The 21111-nt window shown below is 75.5% G+C and carries 20 protein-coding genes and 1 riboswitch; of the genes, 11 read left to right on the plus strand and 9 right to left on the minus strand.

The annotated features are described in order from the left end of the window. Positions 1 to 108: 108 nt before the first annotated feature. Both ACRYM6_RS17460 and ACRYM6_RS17465 read left to right on the plus strand, forming a co-directional pair. Positions 109 to 1914 carry a putative bifunctional diguanylate cyclase/phosphodiesterase gene (locus ACRYM6_RS17460; protein ID WP_432544152.1) on the plus strand — a complete coding sequence of 602 codons (1806 nt, stop codon included), beginning with the start codon at positions 109 to 111 and terminating at the stop codon, positions 1912 to 1914. Positions 1915 to 2595: 681 nt separating this feature from the next. After that, the gene (locus ACRYM6_RS17465; RefSeq protein WP_432544153.1) at positions 2596 to 3534 is read left to right on the plus strand and encodes an NADP-dependent oxidoreductase; all 939 of its coding nucleotides are present in this window, start codon (positions 2596 to 2598) and stop codon (positions 3532 to 3534) included. 28 nt (positions 3535 to 3562) lie between these two features. On the opposite strand, the gene ACRYM6_RS17470 is transcribed toward ACRYM6_RS17465, so the two are convergent. Both ACRYM6_RS17470 and ACRYM6_RS17475 read right to left on the minus strand, forming a co-directional pair. Then, on the minus strand, positions 3563 to 4255 hold the full coding sequence (locus tag ACRYM6_RS17470; protein ID WP_432544154.1) for a hypothetical protein: 693 nt from the start codon (positions 4253 to 4255) through the stop codon (positions 3563 to 3565). 80 nt (positions 4256 to 4335) lie between these two features. Next, positions 4336 to 4923: a TetR/AcrR family transcriptional regulator gene (locus ACRYM6_RS17475; protein ID WP_432544155.1), complete on the minus strand. Its 588-nt coding sequence runs from the start codon at positions 4921 to 4923 to the stop codon at positions 4336 to 4338. A gap of 95 nt (positions 4924 to 5018) precedes the next feature. Between ACRYM6_RS17475 and ACRYM6_RS17480 the strand changes: the two genes are divergently transcribed. Both ACRYM6_RS17480 and ACRYM6_RS17485 read left to right on the plus strand, forming a co-directional pair. Next, entirely contained in the window at positions 5019 to 5939 is a 921-nt protein-coding gene (locus ACRYM6_RS17480; RefSeq protein WP_432544156.1) for an alpha/beta hydrolase family protein, read from the plus strand. Between the two features lie 136 nt (positions 5940 to 6075). Next, a complete protein-coding gene (locus tag ACRYM6_RS17485; protein ID WP_432544157.1) occupies positions 6076 to 6513 on the plus strand; it encodes an acyl-CoA thioesterase in 438 nt (145 codons plus the stop codon). Positions 6514 to 6519: 6 nt separating this feature from the next. Here ACRYM6_RS17485 and ACRYM6_RS17490 read toward each other — a convergent pair whose 3' ends face one another. Then, positions 6520 to 7197 (minus strand): GntR family transcriptional regulator, encoded by a 678-nt coding sequence (locus tag ACRYM6_RS17490; protein ID WP_432544158.1) that lies wholly within the window; start codon positions 7195 to 7197, stop codon positions 6520 to 6522. Between the two features lie 100 nt (positions 7198 to 7297). On the opposite strand from ACRYM6_RS17490, the gene ACRYM6_RS17495 reads away from it, so the two are divergent. Continuing rightward, positions 7298 to 8440, plus strand: coding sequence for an MFS transporter (locus ACRYM6_RS17495; protein WP_432544170.1), 1143 nt, complete (start codon positions 7298 to 7300; stop codon positions 8438 to 8440). 17 nt (positions 8441 to 8457) lie between these two features. Beyond that, complete coding sequence (locus ACRYM6_RS17500) at positions 8458 to 8985, plus strand: SRPBCC family protein (protein WP_432544159.1); 528 nt, start codon at positions 8458 to 8460, stop codon at positions 8983 to 8985. A 181-nt stretch (positions 8986 to 9166) separates the two neighbouring features. Here ACRYM6_RS17500 and ACRYM6_RS17505 read toward each other — a convergent pair whose 3' ends face one another. From ACRYM6_RS17505 to ACRYM6_RS17515, 3 genes are all read right to left on the minus strand, one after another. Continuing rightward, the gene (locus ACRYM6_RS17505; protein WP_432544171.1) at positions 9167 to 10387 is read right to left on the minus strand and encodes a GGDEF domain-containing protein; all 1221 of its coding nucleotides are present in this window, start codon (positions 10385 to 10387) and stop codon (positions 9167 to 9169) included. Between the two features lie 188 nt (positions 10388 to 10575). Beyond that, a complete protein-coding gene (locus ACRYM6_RS17510; RefSeq protein WP_432544160.1) occupies positions 10576 to 10890 on the minus strand; it encodes a DMT family transporter in 315 nt (104 codons plus the stop codon). A gap of 11 nt (positions 10891 to 10901) precedes the next feature. Continuing rightward, positions 10902 to 10966: riboswitch (guanidine-III (ykkC-III) riboswitch) on the minus strand. Between the two features lie 72 nt (positions 10967 to 11038). Continuing rightward, positions 11039 to 12703, minus strand: coding sequence for an alpha-keto acid decarboxylase family protein (locus tag ACRYM6_RS17515; RefSeq protein ID WP_432544161.1), 1665 nt, complete (start codon positions 12701 to 12703; stop codon positions 11039 to 11041). Positions 12704 to 12805: 102 nt separating this feature from the next. Here ACRYM6_RS17515 and ACRYM6_RS17520 point away from each other — a divergent pair, with 102 nt between their 5' ends. Then, positions 12806 to 13261 carry an Lrp/AsnC family transcriptional regulator gene (locus tag ACRYM6_RS17520; RefSeq protein WP_432544162.1) on the plus strand — a complete coding sequence of 152 codons (456 nt, stop codon included), beginning with the start codon at positions 12806 to 12808 and terminating at the stop codon, positions 13259 to 13261. 142 nt (positions 13262 to 13403) lie between these two features. After that, a complete protein-coding gene (locus tag ACRYM6_RS17525) occupies positions 13404 to 15422 on the plus strand; it encodes an alkaline phosphatase (RefSeq protein WP_432544163.1) in 2019 nt (672 codons plus the stop codon). A gap of 79 nt (positions 15423 to 15501) precedes the next feature. On the opposite strand, the gene ACRYM6_RS17530 is transcribed toward ACRYM6_RS17525, so the two are convergent. Both ACRYM6_RS17530 and ACRYM6_RS17535 read right to left on the minus strand, forming a co-directional pair. Next, entirely contained in the window at positions 15502 to 15759 is a 258-nt protein-coding gene (locus ACRYM6_RS17530; RefSeq protein ID WP_432544164.1) for a hypothetical protein, read from the minus strand. A 538-nt stretch (positions 15760 to 16297) separates the two neighbouring features. Beyond that, positions 16298 to 16669, minus strand: coding sequence for a VOC family protein (locus tag ACRYM6_RS17535; RefSeq protein WP_432544165.1), 372 nt, complete (start codon positions 16667 to 16669; stop codon positions 16298 to 16300). A 117-nt stretch (positions 16670 to 16786) separates the two neighbouring features. On the opposite strand from ACRYM6_RS17535, the gene ACRYM6_RS17540 reads away from it, so the two are divergent. From ACRYM6_RS17540 to ACRYM6_RS17550, 3 genes are all read left to right on the plus strand, one after another. Next, on the plus strand, positions 16787 to 17170 hold the full coding sequence (locus ACRYM6_RS17540; protein WP_432544166.1) for an ATP-binding protein: 384 nt from the start codon (positions 16787 to 16789) through the stop codon (positions 17168 to 17170). Between the two features lie 284 nt (positions 17171 to 17454). After that, positions 17455 to 18549 carry a DUF475 domain-containing protein gene (locus ACRYM6_RS17545; protein ID WP_432544167.1) on the plus strand — a complete coding sequence of 365 codons (1095 nt, stop codon included), beginning with the start codon at positions 17455 to 17457 and terminating at the stop codon, positions 18547 to 18549. Between the two features lie 38 nt (positions 18550 to 18587). Then, complete coding sequence (locus ACRYM6_RS17550; protein WP_432544168.1) at positions 18588 to 19094, plus strand: GyrI-like domain-containing protein; 507 nt, start codon at positions 18588 to 18590, stop codon at positions 19092 to 19094. A 26-nt stretch (positions 19095 to 19120) separates the two neighbouring features. Here ACRYM6_RS17550 and ACRYM6_RS17555 read toward each other — a convergent pair whose 3' ends face one another. After that, complete coding sequence (locus ACRYM6_RS17555) at positions 19121 to 20974, minus strand: SpoIIE family protein phosphatase (protein ID WP_432544169.1); 1854 nt, start codon at positions 20972 to 20974, stop codon at positions 19121 to 19123. Positions 20975 to 21111: the final 137 nt, after the last annotated feature.

Consider the following 21111-nt stretch of genomic DNA (forward strand, 5'->3'; position numbering starts at 1 on the left):
CTGGGACGGTCTGCTCGACGCGTGGCGGGTAGCGTCGACGTCGTCCCCGCGCGACGGGTGGGGTGATCCCGGGCCGGCGCGCCCGGTCGGCCGATCAGGTGGTTCAACGTGCTCCCAGGTGAACAGCGGTCGACCGCGCTCGGGTCGGCGGCCCCCGGTGCCGAACGCGCCGACATGACGATCACCGACGCGGTGCGGCTCAGCTCCCTGCCCGCGCAGTCCGCGGTCTCGCTGTGGGACCTGTCCGCGCCCGCCTGGGTGGTGCCCCCGACGATGACGTGCGGGCAGCTCGACGCGCGCCTGCGCGGCGGCGGCGGCGAGGCCCACTCCAGCGTGGTGGTCCGCGACCCCCGCGACGGGCGGACCGGCTCGGTGCAGCGGACCCGGTTCGAGCGGGCCATGAGCGGCCCGTTCGGGTTCGGGCGCGCCCTGCTGAACCGCCGGCCGGTGACGGCGGTGACCGTCTTCGACGAGCCGGTGCTGCCGCCGTCGGCGACCCTGGGCGACGCCCTCGCCACGATCTTCGACCGGCCCGAGGACCGCCGCTACGACGACCTCGTCCTGCGCCGCGGCGACGCGTGGCGGCGGCTGCCGGTGACGGCGGTGCTGGAGGCGGCGGCGTCCCGGATGGCCTGGCACGCCAGCCGCGACCCGCTGACGGGCCTGGCGAACCGGGCGGCGTTCTTCAGCCACCTCGAGCACCTCGTCACCGCCTCGCGCGGGGCCGGTGACGTCCGCATCGGGGTCGTGTACGTCGACCTCGACCGGCTGAAGGCCGTCAACGACTCCCTCGGGCACGCCTTGGGCGACGCCCTGATCCGCTCGGTCGCCGAGCGGTTGCGGGCCGCGTCGCGCCCGGGCGACGTCGTCGCCCGCCTCGGCGGTGACGAGTTCGCCGTCGCGTGCCGGCTCACCGAGACCACCTCGGGCGGGGCGCGCCGGGCGCTGGAGGACATCGCGACCCGCCACCTGGAGGCGGTCCGCGCGCAGGACCCCGACCTGGACGCCGCGGCCCGCAGCAGCGCCAGCGTGGGGGCCGCGCTGTCGGGCCCGGTCGACGGCGCGGTGCGCGTCGACGCCCTCGTCCGCGAGGCCGACACGGCGATGTACGCGGCCAAGCAGGCCGGCGGCGACCGCGTCAGCGGCGTCCACGCCCTCGGGGTGGTGCCGGAGCAGGCGGGCGGGTTCGCGCGGGCGCTGCGTCGCGGGGAGGTGGTCCTGCACCACCAGCCGATCGTGGACGCCCGCACCCGCCGGGTGCTCAGCACCGAGGCCCTGGTGCGCTGGGAGCACCCGCGCGCCGGGCTGCTGGGCGCCGACCGCGTGCTGCGCGCGGCCCGCGACGAGGGGCTGGCGGTGGAGCTGGACCGCCACGTCCTGCGCCGGGCCCTGGAGCAGCACGCCCGCTGGCGGGGCGCGCCCGGTGCCCCCGGGCTGCTGAACGTGAACGTCTCCACGGCCGGCCTGGAGTCGGCGACGTTCGCCGACGACGTGCTGGAGCTGCTGCGGGACACCGGGACCGCCCCCGGTGAACTGCGGCTGGAACTGCCCGAGACGGCGTCGCTGGCGACCGTGCAGTCCGCGGCGCCGCAGTTGCAGCGCCTCGCCGAGCGGGGCGTCGCGCTGGTGGTGGACGACATGGGCGCCGGGTCGTCGAGCCTGCGGCACCTGTCGGCGTTCCCCGTGCAGGGCCTGAAGATCGACCGGTCGTTCGTCGCCGGGATGCTCCAGCGCGACGGCGACCGCGCGGTGGTGGAGCTGCTGGTCAACCTCGGCGCGGGGCTCGGGCTGCACGTCACCGCCGAGGGCGTGGAGACGGCCGAGCAGGCCCGGGAGCTGCGCGACCTGGGCGTGGACGCGTTGCAGGGGTTCCACACCGCCCGGCCCGTCCCGGCGGCCGAGCTGTTCCGCTGACCTCTCCGTCGTCTTCCGTCCTCTTCCGTCCTCTTCCGGGCCCGTGCCTCGACGGAGCACGGACGGCGACGACCGGCGAGGTGGGGCAGCGCGGCGGGTCCCGCGGGCGGCTCGGCGACGATCCGGGGCCGAGGGTCCACGACGGGGTGGTTGTCCTCGCGCGGCGCAGGAGTGCGGGGAGCGTCGCGGGGGAGGAGTTCGGCTCCCACCGCGAACCGGTGCCACGTCGCCCGCGAACGGACCGTGCGGGTCGACCGGGCGTCGCCCGCGTTCGACCCGGACCCGGGTCTCGTCGTCGCAGCTGCGTCGCGGCTGTCCCAGGTGGCCGACGAGGTCGGGCGCCGTCCGCCCCGTGAGGCTGGGCGTCAGGACCGTGCGAGCTGCCCGCAGCCCGTCCAGGGTTCCCGGCCCGGCCAGTCCGACGGCGTGGTGGTGCAGCGGAGCGTGGAAGCGGTCGAGATCCAGGTGGCACCCCACCTGGCCCCCTCGGGCGGGCCTGCTCAGCCGCACCCGTCGAGGGGCGTGGTCCGCCCGTCCGTGGACGGACGCCTCCGAGGTGGGCCAACCCGGCCCAGGTTGGGCGTCCCGGGAGCTGCGACTGTCGTCGACGGCGCCGGATCCGCGGTGACTCCCCGGGTCCGCGCCGTCCCCACCCGACGCCCGACGAAAGCAGGCTCAGCGATGAAGGCAGTGCGGTTCCACGAGGTCGGCGGTCCCGAGGTCCTGCGGTACGAGGACGTCGACGTGCCCAGCCCCGGCGCCGGTCAGGTGCGGGTGCGGGTGGCCGCCTCCGCGTTCAACGCCGCGGACAACGGCATGCGCGCCGGTTTCCTGCCCATCCCCATCGTGCTGCCGCACGTCCCCGGCTACGACGTCTCCGGCACGGTCGACGAGCTCGGCGACGGGGTCGACGGCCTGGCCGTCGGGGACAGCGTCATCGGCTTCCTGCCGATGGAACGCGACGGTGGCGCGGCGCAGTACGTCGTCGCCCCCGCCGACGCGCTGGTCACGGCTCCCACCAGCATCCCGCTGCCGGACGCGGCGTCCCTGCCGTCGGTGGCCCTGACCGCCTGGCAGGCCCTGTTCGACGACGGCGAGCTCACCGCGGGGCAGCGGGTGCTCGTCAACGGCGCCGGTGGTGTGGTCGGCAAGTACGCCATCGCCCTGGCGAAGCGGGCCGGCGCGCACGTCGTGGCCACCGCCAGCCCCCGCAGCGCCGACGCCGTCCAAGCGGCCGGCGCCGACGAGGTCATCGACCACACCACCACCGACGTGCTCAGCGCCGTGCAGGAGCAGGTGGACGTGCTGCTCAACCTCGCCCCCATCGACCCCGAGCAGTTCACCGCGCTGGTGGCGGTGGTCCGCGACGGCGGGAAGGTCGTGAGCACGACCGCGTTCATGGCCACCCCCGGTGACGAGGCCCGCGGCGTCACCGCCTCGACCGTGTTCGTCCTGCCCCACCGCGACCGCCTGGCCGAACTGGTCTCCCTCGTCGACTCCGGAGCCCTGTCGGTCGAGGTGACCCGCCGCATCGCGCTGGCCGACCTGCCCGCCCTGCACGCCGAAGCCGCGGCCGGTCGCATCCCCGGCAAGGTCGTCGTCCTGCCCGAAGACGCCTGACGCCGCGGGGAGCCGGGGAGCGGCGCGGTCAGGCCGGACCGGGCAGCCGGTCCCACGGCGCCGGGGCCGGGTCGGTGGCCACGCCGTGGAGGGTGACGGTGATCGTGTCCCGATCCACGGGGTACCGGAGCGTCCGGATGCGCCCGGTCCCCTCGAGCCAGACCTGCACGCGGGGGGTGGGCCGACCCGGTGGTCCCGCCGTGGTGACGACGAGGTGCCGCGCCGGGGGCGACCCGCTCGGGCCGCCCACCTCGGCGCGGACGTCCCCGGGGGCGTCGGCCGCACCCGCCCGGCGGTCGGCGGTGACGTCGTCGCTGGCGCCCAGCAGGTCGAGCACCACCAGCGGGGACGTCCTGGCCGATGCCGGCTCGGGTTCCAGCGTGGTCAGCAGCCGTCCGGGGCGACCGCTCCACGCGCGCTCACCGTCGTGCAGGACGGAGACGTGGCGACCGGCCAGTCGGGCCCGGTGCCGCGCCAGCTCCAGGACGCCGTGCAGCTCGACCTGGGCGGGCACCGCGGAGAAGACCCGCGCCAGCACGGCGACCAGCCGGCTGTCGGGCCAGGCGGCCCGCAGAGCGGCGCGCGTGCCGGAGCTGTCCACCGTGAGGCTGACGCCGACCGGGCCCGCCGCGCGGGCCTGCTCCAGACCCTCGCGCAGCGCCCGCCGGGCGTCGAAACCGTCCTGCCGTTCGTCGGGGGGAACCCGGGAGAACTCGCTCACGTCTCGATCGTCGACCGCCTCCGGGCAGCCGGTCGTCCCCCCGACGGGTGGGCGTGCGTCCTCCTCCCGGCGCACGCCGGTCACGCTCCCGGCGCCGGGTGGACCGCGGTGCGGCACCCGGCGAGCAGGCGGGCGACCATCTGCCCGGCCTCCTCCCCGCCGTAGCCCGGTCCGGTGATGGACAGGTTCCCCACCGCGCGCAGCAGGACGAGCGCGTCGACGCGGGAGTCGACCTCCCCGGCGTCCTGGCTGGCCACGAGCAGGCTGGAGCACGCCGGGACCAGCTCCTCGAGGATCAGGGCGTGCAGGCCGGCCGCGCTCGGGTCGTCCGAGTGCAGGGCCTCGCTCAGGCCGTGCTTGGTGACCAGGAACTCCACGAAAGCCGCCACCCACCGCTCCAGCGCCTCGAACGCGGGGATCGGCTGCTCGCGCAAGGACGCGGCCAGGGCCGTGCACTCGGCGACCTGGTGGCGGTAGACGGCGCTGACCAGGTCGGCGCGGGTGGGGAAGTGGCGGTAGACCGTGCCCACCCCGACCCCGGCGCGTTCGGCGATGTCGCGCACCGGTGCCTGCACGCCGTGCTCGACGAACGCGGCGGCGGCGGCGGTGAGCAGTGCTTCGCGGCTGCGCCGCACGCCGGCCTGGCGCACTCCGGTCGTGGGGGTCACCACGGTCTCCCTTGCTCGCGGAACAATGTTCCGCTAACTTGGCGGAACGACGCTCCGCCAGTCTGGCAGAGCAGCCCCCTCGCGAAGGACACCCCGTGCCCGCAACTCCCGACCGCCGCCTCCTCGCGGTCAAGCCCCTCACCGTCCCCACCACCGGCCAGCCCGTCGAGCGCGGCGTCGACCTGCAGGTGAAGGTCACCGCACCCGTCGACGGCCAGGACCTGCCCGTCATCGTCTTCTCCCACGGCAACGCCTGGTCCATGGACGGCTACGAACCCCTCGCGGACCGCTGGGCCGCCATCGGGTTCGTCGTCGTCCAGCCCACCCACCTGGACTCCCGCCGCCACCGCATCGGCTTCGACGACCCCCGCTTCCCCACCATCTGGCGGGTGCGCATCGCCGACCTGCACGCCGTCCTGGACCACCTCCCCGCCGTCCTCGACCAGGTCCCCGGCCTGCCCGCCCGCGTCGACCTCGACCGCGTCGCCGTCGTCGGCCACTCCTGGGGCGGGCAGAGCGCCGGCGCCCTCCTCGGCGCCCGCGTCCTCGACGCCGACGGCACCCCGGGGGAGGACTTCACCCACCCGACCGTGAAGGCCGGCGCGCTCCTGGCCACCACCGGCACCGGAGACACCCTGACCCCGTTCGCCCAGGAGCACCTGCCGTTCATGCGGCCGGACTACACCACCATGACCACCCCCGCCCTCGTCGTCGCCGGCGGCGAGGACGACTCGGCCCTGTCCACCCGCGGGCCGGACTGGTTCACCGACGCCTACACCCTCAGCCCCGCACCCAAGCGGCTGCTCACCATCACCGACGGCGAGCACACCCTCGGCGGCCTCGCCGGCGAAGCCGTGAAGGAGACCAGCGACGAGGACCCCGACCGCGTCGCCCTCGTCGCCGACGCCGTCGCCGCCCACCTGCTCGACGTGCTCACCGGCGACGCCACCCGCTGGCAGGAACTCCGGGACCGGGTCGCCGCCGGCTCCGGCGCCCTCGGCCTCCAGGAGAAGTGAACTCGTCCCGGGGCCGGGGAACCGCGCGACCTCGGTGGACGCGTCGCGGGGCCACCGCACCGCACGGCCGACACCGACGGCGGAGCTCTCCGGCCGACCTCCCCGAGCCGTCCCGGATGACCTAGATTGTCCTGACATGGAACCCGTGACGGCACCCGACGAGGACTCGATCAACTTCCGCACGAGGAAGTGGGTGCGACCCGAGGACCTCAACGCGAACGGGACCCTGTTCGGCGGCAGCCTGCTGCGCTGGATCGACGAGGAGGCCGCGATCTACGCGATCCTCCAGCTCGGCAACGGCAAGGTCGTCACGAAGTACATCTCCGAGATCAACTTCGTCTCCTCCGCCCGGCAGGGCGACCTCGTCGAGATGGGCCTGCGCGCCACGGCGTTCGGCCGCACGTCGCTGACGATGCGGGCCGAGGTCCGGAACATGATCACCCGTCAGAGCATCCTGACGATCGAGAAGATCGTGTTCGTGAACCTCGGCCCGGACGGCCAGCCGCTGCCGCACGGGTACACGACGATCACGTACGACCGCGACCGCATCCCCAGCACCATGACCCTGGGCTGAGCCCCCTCACGCCGACGGGGGCGGCCCGGCCGTCTCGACGATCGCGAAACCCCGGCCGCGCAGCCGGCGGCGTTCAGCGTCCAGGTGGCTGAGCAGCCGGTCGGCCGCCCCCCGGCCGTGGGCGGTGACCAAACCCGCGGCGGCGTCGGCGTCGCGGGCGAGCACGGCGTCGACGATGCCGAGGTGCTCGGCGCGCGCCGCGGCCCGCGAGCGCGCCGAGCGGACCTCCAGCCAGCGGGTGCGGGCCAGCCGGACCAGCGCCCCGCTGACCGCGTCGGCGAGGAAGGGGTTGCGGGACAAGCGGGCCAGCGCGACGTGGAAGTCGGCACCGGCGCGCAGGCCGGTGCCCTCGTCGTCGGCGGAGGGCCGCCCGGCGGTGGCCCGCAGGTCCAGCAGCTCGGCGTCGGTGGCGCGCTCGACGGCGAGGGCGACGGCGGCGGTCTCGACGGCCAGGCGGAACTCGGCGACGGCGCGGACCTCGGTGAGGTCGAGGGGGGTGACGCGCCAGCCGCGGCCGTCGCGGCCGGTGAGGCCCTCGTTCTCCAGGCGGGCCAGGGCGGCGCGGACGGGGGTGCGGGAGACGCCGAGGAGTTCCTCGAGGCCGCGTTCGCTGAGCTTCTCGCCGGGCACGAGGTCGAAGCCGAGGATGGCGGCGCGCAGGGTCTCGTAGGGCCCGTCGGTCACGCGTCCTCCTCGGTCGCCGTACTGGTGCACCACGTTGGTATACCGTTCTGGTGTGCCAACGTACACCGCGCCCGTCCCCGTCCCGGCGGCCGCGTGGCGCATGCTCACCCTCGGCGTCGCCGCCCAGGCCGCGGGCACCCTCCTGGTCAGCACGCCGGTGTACCTCATCCCCCTCCTGCACGTCCGCGACGGCCTGTCGCTGTCCCGCGCCGGCACCCTGGCCGCCGCCCCCACCCTCGGGATGGTCCTGACCCTCGTCGCGTGGGGCGCGCTCGCCGACCGGTTCGGGGAACGCTGGGTCATCGCCGGCGGCCTCGCGCTGACCGCCACGTTCGCCCTGGCCGCCGCCCCCGCGCACGGCCTGGTCGCCCTCGGCGTCCTGCTCGGCCTCGGCGGCGCGGCCTCGGCCAGCACCAACGCCGCCAGCGGCCGCGTCGTCGTCGGCTGGTTCCCCCGCGAGCGCCGCGGCCTGGCGATGGGGCTGCGGCAGGTGTCCCAGCCGCTCGGCGTGGCCGTCGCCGCCGTCGTCGTGCCGCCGATGGCCGCGCGGTACGGCCCCGGCGGGCCGCTGCTGCTGTCGGCGGCCGTGCTGGCCGTGCTCGCCGTCGCCTGCGCCGCCGGGATCCGCAACCCCCCGCGCGCGGCGGCCGGGACCGACGTCGAAGCGCCGAACCCCTACCGCCGCGACGGGTTCCTGTGGCGCGTGCACGCCGTGTCGGTCCTGCTCGTCGTCCCGCAGTTCACGCTGTCCACCTTCGGGCTGGTCTGGCTGACCGTCGGGCTCGGCTGGGGCGGCACCGCGGCGGGGCTGCTGATGGGCCTGTCGCAGTTCGTGGGGGCGCTGGGGCGCATCGGGGTCGGCGCGCTCAGCGACCGGGTGGGCAGCCGGGTGCGGGTGCTGCGCTGGGTGTCCGTCGCCGGGGTCGCCGTGCTGGTCGCGCTGGCCCTGACCGGGACCACCGGCTGGGCCGTCGGCGTCGGGGTCGTCCTGGTCCTGGCCACGACGGTCTCGGTGGCCGACAACGGGCTCGCGTTCACGTCCGTCGCCGAGGCCGCCGGGCCGCGCTGGTCCGGCAAGGCCCTGGGCGTGCAGAACACCGGGCAGTTCATCGCCGCCTCCGCCGTCGGGCCGGGGGTGGGCGCGCTCGTCACGGCCGTGGGTTTCGGCTGGACGATCGGCCTGGTCGCCCTCGCCCCGCTCGCGGCGCTGCCGCTGGTCCCGCGGCGCGACCAGCACTCCTGAGGGGCGAGGATGGTGCCGTGAACCTCCTCGGTGACGCGGTCCTGCACGGTGGCGAACGGGCGACGCTGCGGCTGGCCCGCGAGTACCCGCACTCGGTGGCCGCGGTGTGGACCGCCCTGACCGACCCCACCCTCACCCGGCTGTGGTGGGCGGACCTGCGCGCCGACCTGCGTCCGGGCGGACGGTTCGACCTGGAGTGGCTCACCGGCCCGCCCGGGGAACTGGAGTGGTGGCCCGGGCAGATCACCGGGTTCGACCCGCCGCGGCTGCTGGAGCACACGAACTCCGAGCACGGGCTGCTGCGCTGGGAACTCGAACCCCTCGACGTGGGCGCCCTGCGCGCCCGCACCCGGCTGCGGCTGACCAACGACCTGGACGGCGAGGACGAGTGGGTCCCGATGTCGCTCGCGGCCTGGCACCTGCACCTGGAGCAGCTCGAGGTCGCCCTCGACGGCGGGAACGTCGACTGGAGCGCCTGGGGCAGCGCGACGAACCTGCGGCTGCGGGAGCTGCGGGCGGCGTACGCCGCGCACCTGCCGGGGTGACGGGCGTGGGCGCAGGACGCTTCGGGGTCTCCTCCCGGAACGTCCAACGGTCGGCTCGGGGAATCCTCGATCGTGTTGCGGTCCACCAGGAGGAGCGGACCGGCCGTGCTGAGGACCTGCCGGACCAGGGTTCCGGGGACCGGGTCGAGCCCCCACCTCGCACGATCCTGCGCTCGTAGGACTAGGGGGGCGTCCCACAGCCGACCTGGTTGCGCCCGCCCGCCTTGGCCAGGTAGACCCCGCGGTCCGCGCACGCCACGAGGTCCTCGAACGCCACCGCCTCCCGACCGCGAGAACCCCCCGGGTCGACGTTCCCGGCCGCCGCTCCGATGCTCACCGTCAGCGTCACCGGCCGCGACGTCGAGGTCGTCGCCACCAGCACCCGCACCCGCTCCGCGCACCGCACCAGCGCCCCCAGGTCCGCCCCCGGCACGACGGCGAGGAACTCCTCCCCACCGAAGCGAGCCAGCAGCACCGGCGCCGGCAACGCCCCTCGCAGCAGAGCGGCCAGCCACGCCAGAGCCTCGTCCCCGGCCAGGTGACCGTGCTGGTCGTTGACCGTCTTGAAGTGGTCGACGTCGATGACCAGCACCCCCGTCGACTCCCCCGTCGACTCCTCCGGCTGCTCCTGCGCCGGTCCCCTCACCGGCGGGCCACCAGCGGAGGCCGCTCCGGGGGACGCGACCGCAGGAGATGCGGCCACGGCAGAGGCCATCGAGCGCGCGGTGGGCCCGCGCCCACCGGAGGCGGCTCCCGCGGGGAGGTCGGTGACCCTGCGCCCCCACCCACCCGCCAACCCCAGCTCCCCCAGGCGACGGGCCAGGCCCTGCCGGTTCAACAACCCCGTGAGCGCGTCGTGGTCCGCGCGGTGCTGCAACTGCACCAGCAGCTCATCGACGTAGCGACGCGTCCAAGTCGTGATCGCCGTCAGCAGCACCAGCGCGGCCACCAACGGCACCATCGAGCGCAGGACCGCACCCGGTACCGGAGCCATCACCAGCGCTGCACTCCACGTCCCGACCACCAGCCCCAGCTGCGTCCACGCCTGCACCGGGCGGCGCAGCGCGGCCACCTGCAGCACCACGCACAAGCTGAGGGCCGCGGCCAGGCTCATCGCGTGCACCACCAACGTCAGGTACGCCGCGGCCGCCCCCGTCAGCGCCGTCGTCCCCGCCAGCGCCCAACCCGGCAGGCACGGCGGCCTGAGCACCAGCGCCAGCCCGGTCGTGAAACCCACCGCGCTCGCACCCACGTTCAGCAGGCTCGGCTGGATCCACGTCCACGGCAGGCCCACCACGGTGAACAACGCCGCGACAGCGCCCGTGGCCCGGGCGTCGAGCACCCGGGTGGCTCCCGCACCCAGGGGCGGGATGCTGCGCAGGACGCTCACGACAGGGGCCATCGACACACCGACCGTCCTGCTGCAGCCACCACGGCAGTGTTCACCCGGACGACGCCGCCCGCACAGCCGGAACGACCGCCGCGCGCGAGGGGCCGAGAAGCGTGCCGTGCGGCCTGCGGAGCTCGTCCCCGGTCCCCCGGCAGCTCAGTGGTGGTCCCCGGGGAAGCGGGTCACGCTCCCCGGCACCGTCAGTGCAGGACCTTCAGCCCGATCACGCAGCCGACGAGACCCAGGATGAGCAGCACCCGCGCGATCGAGACGGGTTCGGCGCCCGTCGCCATCGCGTAGGTCACGGTGCCGGCGGCGCCGATCCCCACCCACACCGCGTACGCGGTGCCGGTCGGCAGGGACCGCATGGCGTAGGCCAGGCCGACCATGCTGGCGACGACGGCGACGCCGAACACGGCGGTCGGCACGGGACGGGTGAAACCCTCGGACTTCCCCAGGGCGGTCGCCCAGACGGCTTCCAGCACACCGGAGACGACGAGCACGATCCACGACACGACGGGAACCTCCACCACCGTCTTGTCGCTGTCCGGGTACGGCGGGCTCGTCCGGGCGCCGGGTGCCCGGCACTCCTGGAAGGTTCTCCCGGGACGGACCGCCGGTCAACCCCCGCTCCCCCGTGGTGAGGGAGGACACAGCGGGGGGTCAGCGGACGGAGCGGGCCAGCTGGAGCAGGGACTCGGGGGCGTCGTCGCGCGGCAGGACGAGTTCGACGAACGCGGCGTGCTCCGGTTCGGCGCGCACCTTGCCGAGGACGTCGAGCAGCTCGGCGGGCGTGGCGGCCCGGAACACCGGCGTGTGCGGTGCGCCGAGGGCGGCGGGCAGCTTCGTCCAGTCCCACTCCACGACGTCCTGGTACGGGGCCTCGGGGCTGCGGATGGCCCGCTCGACGGTGTAGCCGGAGTTGTTGACCAGCAGCACGGTCGGGGTCAGGCCGAGGGACAGCAGCCGCCCGAGTTCCTGGATCGTCAGCTGCGCGGACCCGTCGCCGATGACGAGGACGGTCTCGCGCCCCGGCGCGGCCAGCATCGCGCCCAGCGTCGCGGGCAGCGTGTAGCCGATGGAGCTCCACACGGGCTGCCCCAGCAGGTCGCAGCCGTCGGGCACCGTCATCTCCAGCGCCCCGTAGAACGACGTCCCCGCCTCGGCGACCACCAGCGTCCCGGGGTTCAGCCATCGCTGCAGCAGCGGCCACAGGTCGGCGTGCGTCAGCGGCCCGTCGGGGTCGGCGGGCACGTGCGGGGCCGGGTCGGCCACGGCCCGGCGCGGCAGCGGCCCGGGCCGCGGGGACCGCGCGTCGAGGACCTCCTCCAGGATGCGCAGCGACTCCTCCAGGTACAGCCCGTAGAACGCCGACCCGGCGATCCGGGCGTGGTCCAGGTGCAGGTCGACCACCGCGTCGGGGTTGAACCCGTGGCTGAAGGAGCCGGTGAGGAAGTCGGTCACCACGACCCCGGCCAGCACCAGCGGGGACGCCTCGTCGACCCGCTGCCGCGTCTGCGGGTCGCGGGTGAACCGCCCCGCGTACACGCCCAGCGTCGCCGGGTGCGACTCGTCGAGCATCGCCTTGGACGCCGACTGCGTCGCGATCCGCACCCCGTTCTGCGCCGCGATCGCCCGGACGCGGTCCTCCAGGTGCCGGCGGTGCAGGCGCGGGCCGGCGAGCACGGTCACCTCGGGGGCCTGCCCGAGGAAGTCCGTCAGCGCGGCCCGGAACTCCTCGGCCACGGCGGCGTCGGAGTGCAGGACCCGCAGCGGCCGGTCCAGCGGCGCGGCGGGCACCGGGGCGACCGCCACGTCGGCGGGGATCCCCAGGTAGACGGGTTTGGAGGACCCGACGGCCGTCAGCAGGGCCCGGTCGATCGCCGTGCACGCCCCCTGCGCCCGGACGACGACGGCCGCGGCGCTCACCTCCCCCGCGATCCGCACGAAGTGGCCGAAGTCGCCGTCGGCCAGGGAGTGGTGCAGCAGCGCGCCCTCGGCCATCGCCCGCGTCGAGGGCAGCCCGACGACGTGCACGACGGGGACGTCCTCGGCGTAGCTGCCGGCGGTCGCGTTGACGGCCGACAGCTCCCCGACGCCGAACGTCGTCACCAGCGCCGCCGGCCCCCGCCGCAACCGAGCGTGACCGTCGGCGGCGTACCCGGCGTTCAGCTCGTTGCTGGACCCGACCCACCGCAACCCCGACCCGCCGAGCACCTCGTCGAGCAGCGCGAGGTTGAAGTCACCGGGCAGGCCGAACAGGTACCGGACGCCGAGCTGCTCCAGGCGGCGGGCCAGGTACGCGCCGACGGTGACGGTGTGAGTCATGGGACTGATGACACGACATCCCGTCGGAACGTACAAGAGACGCGCGTGTCGTTGGTCGTTCCGACCAGTCACGCGGGGTATCCGCTGCCTAGGGTGGTCGACGTGACCACTCTCGACGACACGGACCGGCGCATCCTGCTGGCGCTGGACCGCGACCCCCGCGCGACCGTGGCCCAGCTGGCGCTCGACCTGGGCCTGGCCCGGGGGACCGTCCACAGCCGCCTCGAACGCCTCGGCGCCGACCGCACCCTGCGGCCCAACTCGACCCGGCTGGACCCCGGGCGCGTCGGGCTGCCGATGCGCGCGCTGGTCACAGCGGGTGTCGAGCAGGGCGAGTTCGCCGGGCTCGTGGAGGACGTCGCCCGCATCCCCGAGGTCGTGGAGTGCCTCGGGATCTCCGGGGAGGCGGACCTGATGATCCAGATCGCCGCCCGGGACGCCGACCACGTGTACGACATCACCCAGCGCCTCATGCGCTGCCGCGGGATCCGCCGGACGTCGACCTCGATCGTCCTGCGCGAACTGCTCGCCTACCGGATGGACCACCTGCTCGCCTGAGCCCCGGGCCGCACCGCGCACCGTGCACCGTGCACCGGTGGTTCCCGGCGCGTTCTCCCCGCGTTCGCCGCGCCCTGCCACGTTGTGCCTGCCCCCGGAGCCGGCGCGTCGTCGCCGGAGAGCTCGAACGAGAGGTACCTCGGTGACCGACCCCCAGCCCAGCACGAACGACGACGGCGCGCAGGAGGGTCGCGGGTTCTTCACCCGCCGCGGCCTGCTCGGGACCGGTGGTCTCGCGACCGCCGTCGTCTTCGGCAAGGGCCTCGTCGACGCGTCGTCCGCGTCCGCCGCCCCCGCCTACGTGCCGGCGCAGCTGAACGTCAAGGACGCCCACTACTCGACCACCTACCGCCGCGTCGCGCTGTCCGCGACCGGCACCGGCAGCGCCGTGAGGGTCCTGCCCATCGACCGCGCCACCTTCCAGGTCGGCGCGAGGTTCGACCTGCGGGTCGAGGCCACCGGCGTCGACCCGGAGACCACGAAGATCGTCGTGAAGGTCAGCGACGGCAGCGGCCCCGCTCCCCTGCTGAGCCCGGCGCCGGTCCGCACCAGTTCCGCCGCGGACTCCGTCGAGGTCACCTTCAAGGACCTCGTCTACCCCGCCGACGGCACCTACACGATCGCCGCCGCCGTCTCCTCCGCGAAGGGCTCGGCCTCCCAGGAGGTCCGCCACGAGGTCCTGCCCGTCCAGACCGGCGGGAAGACCGCGAAGAACGTCATCTTCTTCCTCGGCGACGGCATGGGCCAGGCCGCCATCACCGGCGCCCGGATCCTGTCCAAGGGCATCGTGGAGGGCAAGTACAAGGCCCTGCTGGAGATGGACACCCTCGACCACCGGGGCAACGTCACCACCTCCGGCTGCGACTCGATCGCCACCGACTCGGCGAACTCCATGTCCGCGTACATGACCGGCCACAAGTCGGCCGTCAACGCGATGGGCGTCTACCCCGGCAACTCCGAGGACCCCACCGCCAGCCCGCGCGTCGAGACCCTCGCCGAGATCCTCAAGCGCTCGCGCGACATGTCCATCGGCATCGTCACCACCGCCGAGATCCAGGACGCCACGCCCGCGGCGGTGTTCGCGCACACCCGCCGCCGCTCCGAGTACCTCGACATCATGGACCAGGCCCTCACGCCGGAGCAGATGCCCGACGTGTACATGGGCGGCGGCCGCGCCTCGCTGCTGCCGCAGTCGGTCGAGGGGTCGCGCCGCGAGGACGACCGCGACCTCGTCGAGGAGTTCAAGGACAAGGGTTTCGCCTACGCGGGGACCCGCACCGAACTGGCGGCCGTCATGGCCGCCGGGACCCCCGACAAGCTGCTCGGCACGTTCCACAACGGGAACCTCAACGTCTACATCGACCGCGAGATCACCCCGAACCCCGACGTGCTCAAGCAGTTCGACGACCAGCCCGGCCTGGTCGAGATGACGAAGGCCGCGCTGAAGGTCCTGGAGAAGAACGACAAGGGCTTCTTCCTCATGGTCGAGGGCGCCTCCATCGACAAGTCCGAGCACCCGCTCGACGGACCCCGCGCCGTGTACGACACGATCGAGCTCGACCAGGCCGTCGGCGTCGCCAAGCAGTGGGCGGCCGGCCGCGACGACACCCTCATCGTCGTCACCGCCGACCACAACCACGCCATGAGCATCGCCGGCACCCACACCCTCTCCAAGGAGGGGTCGCCCGCGCGCCAGCAGAACGGCGTGTACGCCGACGCCGGGTTCCCCACCTACGTCGACGCCGACGGCGACGGGTTCCCCGACGACCCGAACCCCGACGTGCAGCTGTTCTTCGGCTGGTCGAACCACCCCGACCACCCCGACGACTTCGCGCACAACGCCGTCCTGGCGCAGCCGGCGCTGGAGGACCCCGCCACCGAGCAGGCGTTCCCCAACCCCGACCGCGACCCGGGCGCCGTCGTCCAGATCGGCAACCTGCCGCTGGACGAGACGAACTGCGTGCACACCGTCGAGGACGTCTTCATCGGCGCCTCGGGCCCGGGTTCGCAGCGCTTCGCGAAGCTGCTCGACAACACCGACGTGTTCCACGGCGTGTGCGCCGCGCTGGGTCTGGAGATCCCGACCTACGCGCTGAGGAGCACCGGGGGCAGGACCGCCGAGGCCGAGGTGTCGGCGCAGCAGGCCGAGCCCGTCGGCTGACGACCGTCCACGGGGGCCGTCGCCCCGGTGCCGAGGACCGGCACCGGGGCGGCGGCCCCCGTGCGTTCCGGGCGCACGGTCAGACGTCCACGAAGACGTCCGGCGCCGCGACCTCGCGGGAGCCCGGCCGCGCGAGCTGCGCCGCCTCGCCGTCGTCGCCGGGGTGGGTGTGCGCGATCTCCGCGCCGGCCTCGAAGGCCCGGCTCAGCAGCCAGCCCACCAGCGCCGGGACGGGCCCGGCGAGGCCCGCGAGGTGGACCGCCGGACCCGCCCAGCCGTCCGGGCGCAGCGCGTGGCCGGTCCCGACGGGCACCCCGGCGCGGTGCGCGAGCACCACGTCGGCCTCGGGGGCGACCCGGCGGGGACCCGCACCCCCCCCAGGGCACGCCCCGCGCGCCGCACCAGGAGCGCAGGGCGTCGACGTCGACGGCGGCGGCGGCGTGCACGTCGGCGTCGTTCCACTGCGCGTGCGGCGGCCCGCTCGCCACGACCCGTGCGCCGGGCAGTGTGCCGGGCCGGTGCCCCGGGGGTGGAGCGCTTCACGCGCGCCCGCCCCGCGCGGGTGTGACGCAGGACACATCCAGGGGTCGTAACGCCCCGGGGGGCTGCGCCGATGTCGTGGGTGAGTCCGGGGGGCGCGCCCAGATCCGGGGGGACCTGATCGCGTCGGACTCGTGGGGGAAGCAGTACCTGTGCCCGGTGGTCGGGGGGTCGACCGCCGGGGACGAGACCCGGGAGTCCGGGGGGTGCGTCCCGACCGGGGGGTCGGTGAGGACGCATCGGACTCGCGGAGTTGGGGTGTCAGCCTGGTGGCCGGGGGGTCGGCCACCAGGCAACCCCGGCGGAACCTCCCTGCGGCAGGTCGGTCCGGTGGATCAGTCCGGCAGGTAGAGGCAGAACAGGTGCCCGTGCGGGTCCCGCAGCACGCGGACCGTCTCCTGCGGCTGGAACTCCTCGACCACCGCACCACCGGCGACGGCGTGCTCCACCGCGGCGACCAGGTCGTCGACCGCGACGTCGAGGTGGACCTGCATCTGCTGGTCACCGGCCTGCGCGGGCCACTGCGGCCGCACGAACGCCTCCTCCCGCTGGAACGACAGCCCCGGACCGCCCAGCGGGTCGGCCAGCACCACCCAGTCCGGGTCCTCCTCACGGGTCTCCAGCCCCAGCAGGTGGCGGTAGAACGCCGCCAGCGCAACGGGTTCGGGAGTGTCCAGGACGGTCGAGGTCAAACGCAGGCGCGCCACCGCCCCAGCGTCGTCCGTCCCCGCCGCCCCCGCACCCCGGGAGCGTCGCCGCCGGGGGGCGACACGCCGACGCGACCCCGTTCCCGGCCCGCGTCCCGGATGGTCCACCATCGTCACGTGAGCGCCCGGTCCGAACCGTCGTCGCTGAGCCTGGAGCGCAGCCGGCGGGCCGCCTCGCAGGCCCGCGCGTTCGTGCGCGAGCGCTGCGTGCGCGAAGGGGTCACCGAGTCCGTCTGCGACACCGCGGTGCTGCTCGTCAGCGAGATCGTCACCAACGCCGTCGAGCACGCCCGCAGCCGCGTCGAGCTGGCCGTCGCCGTCACGCCCGCGCGGGTCCGCGTCGAGGTCGGCGACCAGAACGGCGCCCTGCCCGCGATCCAGCGGGCCGACCCCGGCGCCGTCCACGGCCGCGGCATGGCGATCGTCGACGGCCTGGCCGGGGACTGGGGCGTGCGGCCCGAGGCGCGCGGCAAGACCGTCTGGTTCGAACTGCCCCGCTGACCGCGCGCGGGAGGCCGCCCCGGCGCCGACGGGGAGGGGTGACGGCCCCTGCCGCCCCCGACGACGAGGGCCCCTGCCCCGGCTGGCGCGCACGGAGGTGACCTCCGGGCCCCGGGGACGGGTGGTGGCGACCCTGCTCGCGCTGCTGCCGTTCGCGCTGGGCCTGTGCTCCTCCTCCCACGGCTGGGCGCTGAACCCCGACACGCGCCGCGCTGGCACGTTCCGGTACCGCGTGCCACGGTGAGGTGGACCGAGACCCCGCCCCGCGAGATCCCGGGAGGACCGTGCGTCCCACCCCCACCCCCGTCCGCCCCGGCCACCGGGACGTCCTCGGGGTGCCCCTGCTCCTGGCCCTGGTCGCCGCCGCGATCGCCTGGGTGCTCGGCGGCCACCTCGCCGCCGCCGCCCTCGTGACGCTGGCGGCCTACGAGATCGCCCTCAGCGTCGACAACGCCGTCCCGATGGCCGGGGTCGCGGGCCGCCTGCACCCGCGCACGCGGGCCGTGTTCCTCACCGCCGGGTTGTTCGTCGGCGTCGTCGTCATGCGGTTGCTCGTCCCGCCGCTGGCCGTGGCCACGGCCGGGGGCGAGGAACTGGCCGACACGACCGCGGACATCGTCACCGACCCCACGTCGTACGCGGCGGACCTGGCGGCGATCCGCCCGGAGCTGGCCGGTTTCGGCGGCGTCTTCCTGTGGATGGTGTTCAGCGAGTTCCTCGTGAACGCCGAGCGCAAGGACCGCCCGCTGTGGATCGCGCCGCTGGAACGGCCCTTCTACCGCCTGCGCCGCCCGCGCCTGGTGCAGTTCTCGATGGCCGCCGTCCTCGCCGCGGCAGCCGCCGCCGTCGCCGCCGACCACCGCGACGTCGCCCTCGCCGGGGCCGCCGGGATCGCCGGGTACGCGCTGGTGAAGCTCGGTGCCCGGCACGTCCTCACCCACGCCCTCGCGGTCGTCGCCGAGCGGGCCCTGGCGGTGTTCCTGCTCCTGGAGGTCCTCGACGGGGCGTACTCGTTCTCCGACAGCGGGACGGGCCTGCCCGCCTGGGAACGGCTCGCGATCGGGGTCGCCGGGGTCAGCATCGGCGCGGTCTTCCTCGTGCGGCTGACGCGGCGGCTGGACGCCGTGGAGGCGCTGAAGCGGTACGAGCACCTGCCCGCCGGGGCGGCGTACGCGCTGGGCGCCCTCGGGGCGCTGCTGTGGCTGTCGCTGCTCACCCCCGTCCCGGCACCCGTGGCGGCCTGGTTCGGGGCCGTCGTCATCGGCGCGGCCCTGGTCAGCTCCCTGGTCCGCAACCACCGGCGGGGACGGCCGCTGCGCGGGGCGGACCTGCCGGCGCAACGGCACGGCGGCTCCCGCAGCGCCTCCCGGCGGCGCTGAGCCCGATGAGTCCGGCGCCGCCCGCCGGTCCACCCCCCGTGCACACCACCCCGACCCGCGACCCCGTCGTCGCCCAGCGCCCCGCGGTGCCGTACGTGGGCGTCCGCCGCACCGTCACCCTGACCACGGTGGGCCTGGTCGCCGACCGCCTCGGCGACCTCGTGGGGCTCGTCCTGGACGCCGGGTCCGCTCCGGCCGGCCCGCCGTTCCTGCGGTACGAGGTCGTCGACATGGCGGCCGCCCTGGTCGTGGTGGCGGGGGTGCCCGTCGACGGGCCCGTCCCCACCCCCGGTGACGTGCACACCGGCACCCTGCCCGCCGGCCGGTACGCCACCGTCGTCCACCGCGGGCACCCCGGCACCCTCGTCGGCGCCACGGCCGACCTGCTGGCGTGGGCGCGGGACCGGGGCCTCACCCTCGACGTGAGCCCCTCCGGGGACGGCGACCGCTGGGGGTGCCGGCTGGAGAGCTACCTGACGGACCCCGCCGGGGAACCGGACCCGGACCGGTGGGAGACCGAGCTGGCGTTCCGGCTCGCCGGCTGAGGACCCGGCGGCCACCGGCCGCGGCCTCAGGTCCGCAGGGCCAGCAGCACCACGTCGTCCTCGACCTCCCCGGTCTCCCGCACGGCCGTCAGCAGCCGGTCGCACAGCCCGTCCAGGTCCACCGGCTCCCCCCGCGCCAGACCGCGGACGTGCCCCTCGACGGTCGCCGCCAGCCACGCCAGGCCCTCGTCGATGTCCGCCGACCGCCGCTCGATGAGCCCGTCGCTGTACAGCAGCACCGTCGACCCGGCCTCGACCACGACCTCGTGGTCGGTGCGGGCGGTGCCGGGGTCCAGCCCCAGCAGCAGCTCGGCCTCGGTCCGCAGGATCCGCAGCCGCCGGTCGGGGCCCACGACGACCGGTGGCGGGTGCCCCGCGTTGGACCAGCGCAGCCGGTGCCGTCCCGCGGCCGCCAGCTCCTCGTCCTGCTCCACGCTGAGCACGACGGCCGTCGCCAGCGCCGGCACGCCCAGCCCCGCCACGGCCCGGTCCACCGCCCGCAGGATCCCCGCCGGCGGGTGGCTGACCGTGTAGGCGATGCCGCGCAGCAGGTTCCGCACCTGCGCCATGGCGGCCGCGGCCTCGCGGTCGTGACCGCAGACGTCTCCCACCACCAGCGTGCTCACCCCCGTGGAGGTGACGAACCCGTCGTACCAGTCGCCCCCGACCTGGGCGCGCTCGGCGGCGGCCCGGTACCGGGTGACGACCCGCAAACCGTCGGGCTGCACCGGCTCGGCCAGCAGGCTGCGCTGCAGCGCCTGCGCCAGCCGCCACGTCCGCTCCGCCTGCAGCTGCTCCGCCTCCCGGACCCGGAGCCGGGCCAGGGTCTGCGCGCACTGCGCGGCGAACGCCTCCAGCACCCCCAGCGCCGCGGCGGTGAACGTCTGCGCCTGCTTCCAGCCCACGAGCAGCGCCCCCAGGACGACCTGGTCACCGGCCTCGTCGACGGTCGTCAGGGGCAGGCAGGCCCACGCGCGGCACCCGCTGATCTCGACGATCTCCTGCGCCCCGTGCCCGTACGCGAGGGTCGCCGCCAGGTCCGGCAGCAGGATCCGCCGCCCGGTGGTCGCGGTCACCGCGACCGGCAGCGGGTCGTCCAGCCGCAGCCGGGCGTACCGCAGCTGGATGCCCGCCCCCAGCGAGGCCGTGATCGTCAGGTCGACCGCGTCCCCGGAACGGACCCCGACCGCGCCGCCCTGCGCGCCCAGGGCCGCCAGCCCGCGGTCGACGACGACGTCGGTGAGCTCGGCGACGTCGGCGGCGCGCGCCACCCCCACCGACGCCTCGGCCAGCGCGGCCAGTTCCCGGGTGCGGGCCCGCTCGGCGTCGCGGGCGACCTGGATCTCGCGGACGCGGTCGAACAGCTCGGCCTCGGCGGTCAGGGTCCGCGCCTGCCACCGCTCCTCGGCCCGTCGCCGCCGGGCGCCGTCACGGCGGTCGCTGACGTAGTCGGTGATGTCCTCGACCCGGTGGATCAGCGCCGCGACCTCGCCGGTGTCGTCCAGGACGGGGGCCACGACGGACGACCACCAGCGCTGCCGCCACCGCCCGGTGCCGAGGTCGAGCTGCGGGAAGGGCCTGGGGGACAGCGATTCCGGGCGGCCGGTCCGCAGGACCTGCTCCAGGCACTCGTGGAGCCCGGTGAGCCCGCCGGGCGCGGTGCCGCCGGGGCCGGGGGCCCGGTCCGGGGCCCGGTCCGGGGGTGCTGCGTGCTCGCGCAGGACGTCCAGGAGGGGCCGCCCCTCGACGGCGGCGGCGTCCCGGCCCAGCAGCCGCAGGTAGGCGTCGTTGGCGCGGACGACCCTCAGCCGGCGGTCCAGCAGGACGTGGGGGCTGGGCAGGGCGTGGAACACCCGCAGGTCGTCGAGCTGGACGTCCACCGGCCCTCCCGGCGTCGACACGGTGGTGCGGAACGCCTTCGTCCGGCCCCCCCCCGGCCCCGGGGGGGCCCGCCGGGGGCCGCCGGGGGGGGGGGGCGCACTATGTGGCGGCGCAGCAGGTGTCGGACCCCAAGCAC

The sequence above is a fragment of the Kineococcus rugosus genome, from assembly GCF_050871975.1.
Taxonomy (GTDB): Bacteria; Actinomycetota; Actinomycetes; order Actinomycetales; family Kineococcaceae; genus Kineococcus.